6 protein-coding genes are annotated in these 6,042 nt (G+C 47.8%); 5 read left to right on the top strand and 1 reads right to left on the bottom strand.

Annotated features, from left to right (window positions below; translation table 11 throughout):
* The 4 genes from R3177_RS12485 to R3177_RS12500 all read left to right on the top strand — a co-directional run.
* The coding region (locus R3177_RS12485; RefSeq protein ID WP_318971359.1) for an acyl-CoA dehydrogenase domain-containing protein at positions 1–1,050 on the top strand (1,050 nt) is incomplete at its 5' end.
* 233 nt (positions 1,051–1,283) lie between these two features.
* A complete protein-coding gene (locus R3177_RS12490; RefSeq protein ID WP_318971360.1) occupies positions 1,284–1,565 on the top strand; it encodes a pyrimidine/purine nucleoside phosphorylase in 282 nt (93 codons plus the stop codon).
* A 32-nt stretch (positions 1,566–1,597) separates the two neighbouring features.
* Entirely contained in the window at positions 1,598–3,400 is a 1,803-nt protein-coding gene (locus R3177_RS12495) for an ABCB family ABC transporter ATP-binding protein/permease (RefSeq protein ID WP_413229088.1), read from the top strand.
* 71 nt (positions 3,401–3,471) lie between these two features.
* Entirely contained in the window at positions 3,472–3,795 is a 324-nt protein-coding gene (locus R3177_RS12500; RefSeq protein WP_318971362.1) for a TraR/DksA family transcriptional regulator, read from the top strand.
* 17 nt (positions 3,796–3,812) lie between these two features.
* On the opposite strand, the gene R3177_RS12505 is transcribed toward R3177_RS12500, so the two are convergent.
* Positions 3,813–4,565, bottom strand: coding sequence for a substrate-binding periplasmic protein (locus R3177_RS12505; RefSeq protein ID WP_318971363.1), 753 nt, complete (start codon positions 4,563–4,565; stop codon positions 3,813–3,815).
* 243 nt (positions 4,566–4,808) lie between these two features.
* Here R3177_RS12505 and R3177_RS12510 point away from each other — a divergent pair, with 243 nt between their 5' ends.
* Positions 4,809–5,774 (top strand): calcium/sodium antiporter, encoded by a 966-nt coding sequence (locus tag R3177_RS12510; RefSeq protein ID WP_318971364.1) that lies wholly within the window; start codon positions 4,809–4,811, stop codon positions 5,772–5,774.
* Positions 5,775–6,042: the final 268 nt, after the last annotated feature.

Below are 6,042 nucleotides of genomic sequence, written 5' to 3' on the forward strand. Positions count from 1 at the left end.
AATAATTATCTGGCCCGGGGTTATCAGGGCGCACCGGTGGCGATTACCGTTGAAGGTGCCAATATTTTAACCCGCAATATGATTATCTATGGTCAGGGTGCTATTCGCTGCCATCCCTATGTGCTGGCAGAATTACAGGCAGCACAGCTGGACGATGAACTGGCCGCCGTCACTGCCTTCGATAAAGCGGTATTTGGTCATATTGGCTTTGCCATCAGTAACTTTTTCAGAACCTTTTGGTTGTCGCTCACCGGCGGTATGTTCAGTCATGCCCCTTACAACGATGCAACTGCCAGATATTATAAGCAAATGAATCGGTTCAGTGCGGCCATGGCGCTGATGTCTGATGTGGCAATGGCCACCTTGGGTGGTGATTTAAAGCGCCGCGAGCGGATCTCAGCCCGGTTAGGTGACATTTTAAGTATGTTGTACATAACATCGGCGGTGTTAAAGCGTTTCAATGATGAAGGCCGCCAGGTACAGGATTTACCGTTAGTACAGTGGGCCTGTGAAGACAATCTGGCCAAAGCACAACTGGCACTGGATGAATTATTTGATAATTTCCCTAACCGTGCTGTGGGTGTGGTATTAAAACGTATTGTGTTCCCATGGGGCCGCACCTTGCGCAAAGCGTCAGATAAAATCGAGCATCAGGTTGCCCGTATTATGCAAACGCCTTGTGAAGCACGTTCACGCTTAGGTGCACATTTATATCTGACTAACGAGCCAGGCAACCAATTAGGCCGGGTAGAACAGGTGCTGCTGGATATTCTGGCGGCAGAGCCGCTGTTTGATAAAGTCAGTAAAGCCGCCAATAAGCGTCTGCCGTTTTACCGTTTAAATGAAGTGGCTGATTTAGGTCTGGAGCTTGGCGTCATCAGTAAAGATGAAGCCAATAAACTGCGCTTAGCTGAAGAAGGCCGGTTATTTGTGATCAATGTTGATGATTTTGAGCCGGATTATCTGGCTGCTGATAAAAGTCTGACGCAGCAGTTAAATGGTGCTGATGCTCTGAATGAGCAGCAAAGCAAAAAGACTAAAGCGGCCTGATTAGTGTTGGCTTGATAATAAAAAAACCTGCCGGACGGCAGGTTTTTTTCATCGCAGATCCCTGAAATTATTGTTATAAAAAAATAAAGCGTTCTACCATGGCGCTAATTTACGTCACTTTTATTAACACTTTGAAAATACATATTTTCTGTTTTATATAAGGTTTTCTTATTTTCACTAGCAAACATCAGGGTTGTCAGGTCTACTGACAGGCCAAATTTAAAGGAATTTTCATGTTTAAGATTAATCAGTATTTTGATGGTAAGGTTGCATCAATCGCTTTTGCCGGTGAAAAATTACCTGCGACCGTCGGGGTTATGGCTGCAGGTGATTATGAATTTGCCACCAGTCAGTATGAGGTCATGACAGTAATCAGTGGCGCCCTGACTGTGCTGTTACCAGGCAGTACCCGCTGGCAAACTTTTAGCAGTGGCCAGCAATTTGAAGTTGAGGCGAATGTTAAATTTCAGGTAAAAGTAAACCAGGATACCGCTTATCTTTGTACTTATGCATAATAGCCTGTCACACCTTTTATTCTGAGTAGCCGATGCGCGGAATGCGAAGTACAGCCAAACAACCCGAACCGCAAAGACGCCCTGAGGCTCTAGGGCTGAAGCAAACAGTCGCCACGCTGTGGCCTTATTTAATGACGTTCAAAGGCCGGGTATTACTGGCCGTCATAGCACTTATCGCGGCAAAAGCAGCAACGCTGCTGATGCCGTGGGCATTAAAAGAAATTATTGATGCATTGGACACCCAGGTCAGCGCCCTGCTGGTCCTGCCCGCTGCCTTGTTACTGTTATATGGCAGCTTGCGGTTTGCCTCCGTATTTTTTGGCGAGTTGCGTGATGCATTATTCGGCCGGGTTACCGAGCATGCCATGCGGCAGATTGGATTAAGGGTTTTTAAGCATCTGCACAGTCTGGAACTGGCCTTCCATCTGGACAGGCAAACCGGTGGTATCAGCCGGGATATAGAACGTGGCAGTAATGGCCTGAGCTTTCTGATGCGCTTTCTGATGTTTAACATTGTGCCAACCCTGTTCGAAATTCTGGCGGTGGCGGTGATATTCAGTGTGCTGTTTTCTCCTTTGTATGCCGTTATTACATTGATTGCCGTTGGCTTGTATATCTTTTTTACTGTTTATGTCACCGAATGGCGTAACAAATTTATCCGTGAAGCCAATCAGGCTGATAACACCACTAACAGTCGCGCCATCGATAGTTTGCTTAATTACGAAACGGTAAAATATTTTAATAATGAAGCCTATGAGGCAAAGATTTATGACGGTTTTCTGGCAAACTGGGAACACGCCCGGCTGAAAAACCGTTTAAGCCTGCTGGCACTGAACTCCGGTCAGGCTTTTATTATCGCCGCTGCTATTACCAGCCTGATGTGGCTGGCAGCGGCGGAGGTTATTCAGGGCAATATCAGCCTTGGCGAGCTGGTAATGGTAAATGCGTATATGATCCAGTTGTTTTTGCCCCTGAATTTTTTAGGCTTTGTCTACCGGGAAATTCGTCGCGCCCTTACCGACCTGGAAAATATGCTCGGGCTGCTTCAGCGTCAGCCTGCAATCAGCGATACATCAGACGCCACTCAACTTATCGTGACCGCCGGACACATTCGGTTTAACGATGTGCAATTTTCCTATCAGCCAAACCGGCCTATTCTGCAAGGACTAAGCTTTAGCGTGCCTGCCGGCAGCAAAGTGGCTATTGTTGGGGCAAGCGGTGCCGGTAAAAGCACGCTGGCGCGCCTGCTTTACCGCTTTTACCCGCTGACTGGCGGCCAGATTAAAATTGATGATCAGGACATCAATAACGTCACCCTCGACAGCCTGCGCCGGGCCATTGCCATAGTGCCGCAAGACACGGTGCTGTTTAACAGCAGCATTCGCGATAATATTCAGTACGGTAACCCCGATGCCAGTGCGACAGAAGTTGACGAGGCTATAGCGCTGGCTCACCTGCGCGGCTTTATTGACAGCTTACCTCAGGGGGATGCCACTGTTGTCGGTGAGCGCGGTTTAAAGGTATCGGGTGGTGAAAAACAACGGATAGCAATTGCCCGGGCGATTTTAAAAAAATCACCTATTCTGGTGTTTGATGAAGCCACATCAGCGCTCGATTCCAGTTCTGAGCAGGCCATTTTACAGGCGATGCGTGAAGTGGCCCGCAACCATACCAGCGTGGTGATTGCCCACCGACTGTCTACCATTACTGATGCAGATACTATTCTGGTATTAAAAGACGGTGTGCTGGCAGAACAGGGCAATCACCAGCAACTGATTGCCCGCCAGGGCGAGTACGCCAGAATGTGGCAGTTACAGCAGCAACAACAGATATGAGCCAGATCAACCCTTAATCTGCAAAAGCCGTCTATGCTTTAAGCAACGGGTAACATAAAAAAGGGGGCGCTATGCCGCTACAGGAATTAAAACGTAAATTATTAGCTCAGAAGGTCCAGCTGGAACGCCAGTTAAATGCTATTCATCATGATTTCCAGCAGGGGCGCACCGCCGATGCTGCAGAGCAGGCGGCTGAGCGGGAAAATGAGCAGGTATTGAACTCGCTGGAATACAATGCTGCAGAAGAGCTGAATAGCATCAATATTGCGCTGCAACGGATGGAGCATGGTGAATATCTGTATTGCAGCCGTTGTGGTGAGGAGATTGGCCTGGAGCGTCTAAATGCCGTGCCTTTCACTACGTTCTGTATCCATTGCGCTAATAAATCAGCATAACCATTATCACTTAACCGTTAGTGGTGGTCTAACTGCCAGCGTTTGCGAATTTGTGCCAGGGTGCCATTCTGTTGCAAGCTGGCAAAGGCCTGCCGGTACCGTTCCCGTAATGCCGCGTCTGAATTACGGTTAAAGGCAATACACAACGGATGATTCAGCTCCTCCAGCTGAAACACTTTACTCAACTGACTGACGTCATAACCAAGCTGTTCCACCTGGTTATTTATCGGCTTTTCAACACTGATGATCATATCCACCCTGTTTTTGTACAACATGCTCAACGCATATTCCGGTGTGGAAGTCCGGAACAAGCGGGTGAAGCCCTGTCCGGTTAAATACTGATCAGGATTCGACGCTATGCTAACAGCAATACGGTAGTGTCTTAAATCATCCAGAACATTCAGCGGTTGCTTTATATTGCCTTTCAGGGCCCAGAAAAATAACTGTTCTTTATTGAGCTCGGCCACACAATCAAATAATTCTGCACGTTCAGGATTCAACGACAAAGAGTAGATAAGTACATTATTATTGCTTGATGCTTCATGAAAACTGCGGCCCCATGAATTAATTTCAAACAACGGCGTGTCACCGGTTATGGCAAACAGGGCCTGGACAACTTCGGTGGCATAGCCTCCTAAACTGCCATCATTGTTCTGCAGCTGATAAAAGCCGCGATACTCAGTGACTACCCGAATCGGATTTGCCTGTAGCAACATAGCAGGCAACAGTAACAACCCTGTTAATGATAATTGTGACATGAGTTTAAACATAGCTCTGACCACACCACTGACCGCATGCTAAAGCATAGCTTAAATGTGATTAAAAAAACTGAAAATAAATTTTCATCAGCCAATAAGCAAACACAGCAAGTCGTTTAACATAACGATGCCGCTTACGATTTGACCAACCTTAGCTAGCAGCTGAAAAATAATAGGCGCTTTCAGGGTCGACCTCTGGCAAAGCCTGATGCAACTGATATGCTATTGGGTATCATTCAGCAACAGGGAAACCTTATGTTACTTGCAGTTTTAGCGTTAATCTCCGGCCTGGCGTTACTGGTCTGGAGTGCAGATCGTTTTGTTGATGGCGCTGCTGCAGCAGCGCGTTTTGGCGGTATGCCACCATTATTGATTGGTATGCTGGTGGTCGGTTTTGGTACCTCAGCACCGGAAATGGTCGTTTCAGCGATGGCCGCAGCAGATGGCAACCCTGCGCTGGCACTGGGTAATGCCTATGGTTCCAATATTACCAATATCGCACTGATTATTGGTCTGGTGGCGCTGATAAGCCCTATCAATGTGCATTCTCAGGTGCTTAAAAAAGAACTGCCTTTACTTCTGGCGATTACCCTGTTTGCCGGCTGGCAAATGTTTGATCATCAGTTAAGCCGGTTAGATGCCTGGTGTTTACTGGCCGTTTTTGCCGCCGTGATGGCCTGGTCAGTCTGGCAGGGCATGCGCAATCCACAGGATGCGCTGGCAGAAGATGTTACCACTGAGCTTAGCACTAACAACATGACCTTAAAGCAGGCGCTGTTCTGGCTGGTATTGGGTCTGATATTGTTAATTATCGCCTCCCGTCTGCTGGTCTACGGCGCGGTGTACATCGCCCAGGGATTGGGGGTCAGCGATTTGATCATTGGTCTGACTGTGGTGGCGGTGGGCACCTCTTTGCCTGAACTCGCCTCATCATTAATGGCGATTAAAAAGCGTGAGCATGATATTGCCTTGGGGAATATTATTGGTTCCAATTTATTTAATACCCTGGCGGTAGTGGGTATCGCAGCCTTGATAGAACCGATGGCCGTTGATGCCCTGGTACTCAGCCGCGACTGGACCCTGATGTTTGGTTTAACGGTGGCGTTACTCGTTATGGGTATCGGCATTAAAAAAGCTGGCCGGATCAACCGGCTGGAAGGCGGCCTGCTGCTGGCGGTCTTTTGCGGCTACACCGGCTACCTGATTAACAGCGCGTTTTAACCGTTAAATCCCTGTGCGACTAATGTGTTACATTAGTCGCACAGAAAACTCTGCTTACAGTTTTTTGCCAACAGTCCCCGCTCCCCTGTGCTATTACTTATCGGAATTAAAATTCCAATATCACAGTAAAAACTCAGGGGACACTCATGTTTAAACCAAAGAAACTGGCGATGCTATGCTGCATCGGTCTTGGTCTGACTGCTGCCACAGCTGCCGCTAATAACGGCACCCGCCTGCTGCAACAACCCGATATTTCTGCTAATCATCT

The sequence above is a fragment of the Arsukibacterium sp. genome (genome assembly GCF_033722355.1).
In the GTDB taxonomy this organism is placed as follows: domain Bacteria; phylum Pseudomonadota; class Gammaproteobacteria; order Enterobacterales; family Alteromonadaceae; genus Alishewanella.